General features: G+C 67.2%; 3 protein-coding genes. All 3 read left to right on the plus strand.

Going from position 1 to position 2,156, the window contains the following annotated elements; translation table 11 throughout:
• The first annotated feature begins 278 nt into the window (after positions 1–278).
• Positions 279–665: an ArsR/SmtB family transcription factor gene (locus ACFXGJ_RS24310; protein WP_378625829.1), complete on the plus strand. Its 387-nt coding sequence runs from the start codon at positions 279–281 to the stop codon at positions 663–665.
• Positions 662–1,741, plus strand: coding sequence for an ACR3 family arsenite efflux transporter (gene arsB / locus ACFXGJ_RS24315; protein WP_378625831.1), 1,080 nt, complete (start codon positions 662–664; stop codon positions 1,739–1,741). Before ACFXGJ_RS24310 ends, arsB begins: the two co-directional genes overlap by 4 nt.
• The coding region (locus tag ACFXGJ_RS24320) for an arsenate reductase ArsC (RefSeq protein ID WP_378625833.1) at positions 1,734–2,156 on the plus strand (423 nt) is incomplete at its 3' end. The genes arsB and ACFXGJ_RS24320, both read left to right, overlap by 8 nt.

Here is a 2,156-nt window from a genome sequence, read left to right on the forward strand (position 1 = left end):
TCGCGTCAGCGGAGGCGATGCCTGCTCCCGCGGCCAGGGCAAAGGCGGCGATGGCTGCAGTAGCAAAAGCGCGCTTGATGGTGTTCGACATTGTCCGTCTCCTCGTTCGGTGGGGGTTGGTCTTGCTCGGTCACACAAGCTTGCAACCCCGCGACCAGCACCGATAGGCACCCAAGGGGGCAACAACCCCACCCCCAGAGGTGGCGATCCGCACCCCTGTCAGGTGCGGCTGCGGTGCCGGTCGGGCCGGCTGATTCGACGGATGTCAATATTGATGGATGTCGAATCAGACCTCCTCGGACGAAGGTGCGTGCTGCTCGCCTCTCGTCCGCGAACCGTTGACGCAGGACTGGGCGGGCGGCCTGGCCCCGATGTTCAAGGCACTCGGCGACCCGGTGCGACTGCGCCTGCTGAGCCTCGTCGCCAGCCACGCGGGCGGCGAGGCCTGCGTCTGCGACATCTCCGCATCCTTCGACCTGTCGCAGCCGACTATTTCCCATCACCTCAAGGTGCTGCGCGAGGCAGGCTTACTGGACTGCGAACGCCGCGGGACCTGGGTCTACTACTGGGTGATACCGACAGCGCTGCAACAACTCTCGACCGTTCTGCTGACGGAAACCGGACCCGCGGTGCCGTCGCGGGCGTGCGCGGAGGTGCCCGCGTGACGACGACAACCGAACGTCCCGCGGTCGTCGGCAAACTCTCCACCCTCGACCGCTACCTGCCTGTGTGGATCTGCGCCGCGATGGTGGGCGGACTGATGGCCGGGCGGTGGATCCCCAGATTGGACACCGCCATCGAGAAGGTGCAGATCGACGGCATCTCGCTGCCGATCGCACTCGGACTGCTGATCATGATGTACCCCGTGCTGGCAAAGGTCCGCTACGACCGCCTCGACACCGTCACCGGCGACCGCAAGCTCCTGGTCAGCTCGCTGCTGCTGAACTGGGTGCTCGGACCCGCCCTGATGTTCGCCCTCGCGTGGATCTTCCTGCCCGACCTGCCCGAGTACCGCACCGGGCTGATCATCGTCGGCCTGGCCCGCTGCATCGCCATGGTGATCATCTGGAACGACCTGGCCTGCGGGGACCGCGAGGCCGCCGCCGTCCTCGTCGCGATCAACTCCGTGTTCCAGGTGGTGATGTTCGCCGTCCTCGGCTGGTTCTACCTCTCGGTGCTGCCCGGCTGGCTGGGCCTCGAACAGACCAGCATCGACACCTCGCCGTGGCAGATCGCCAAGTCGGTGCTGATATTCCTGGGCATCCCGCTGCTTGCGGGGTACCTCTCGCGCCGCTTCGGGGAGAGGGTCAGGGGCCGGCGGTGGTACGAGACCACGGTCCTGCCGAGGATCGGACCGTGGGCTCTCTACGGGCTGCTGTTCACCATCGTGATTCTCTTTGCCCTGCAGGGTGATCGGATAACGTCCGATCCGGTGGACGTGGTGCGGATCGCGATCCCGCTGCTGGCGTACTTCGCGATCATGTGGGGCGGCGGCTACCTCCTCGGCGCCGCACTGGGACTCGGCTACCAACGCACCACGACCCTCGCGTTCACCGCGGCCGGCAACAACTTCGAGCTCGCCATCGCCGTGGCGATCGCCACCTACGGCGCCGCCTCCGGCCAGGCGCTGGCCGGGGTGGTCGGCCCGCTCATCGAGGTACCCGTCCTGGTCGGCCTCGTGTACGTCTCGCTCGCCCTGAGGAATCGCTTCGCCCCATCGAAAGGCCCACTCCATGTCTGACAAACCCAGCGTGCTGTTCGTGTGCGTGCACAACGCCGGCCGCTCCCAGATGGCCGCGGGCTTCCTCACCCACCTGGCCGGCGACGCGATCGAGGTCCGCTCCGCGGGCAGCGCCCCCGCGCAGTCGATCAACCCGGCCGCAGTCGAGGCGATGACCGAGGTCGGCATCGACATCTCGGCGCAGTCGCCGAGGATCCTCACTTCCGATGCCGTCGAATCGTCGACCGTGGTGATCACGATGGGCTGTGGGGACGCCTGCCCGGTGTTTCCCGGCGTCAGCTACCGCGACTGGCCCCTCGACGATCCTGCGGGCAAGGGACTCGAGGCCGTCCGGGCAATCCGGGACGAGATTCGCGCTCGGATCGAATCACTGGTCGCGGAACTGCTCTCCGCCCCTGCATCACGGGCGCAACAC

Origin of the sequence: Rhodococcus sp. NPDC059234 (assembly GCF_042754225.1) — a bacterium.
Taxonomy (GTDB): Bacteria; Actinomycetota; Actinomycetes; order Mycobacteriales; family Mycobacteriaceae; genus Rhodococcus_G.

What these genes read in the sequence shown, in the direction of transcription:
- ACFXGJ_RS24310 (WP_378625829.1), top strand. Translation starts at nt 279, where the DNA reads ATGTCGAATCAGACCTCCTCGGACGAAGGTGCGTGCTGCTCGCCTCTC.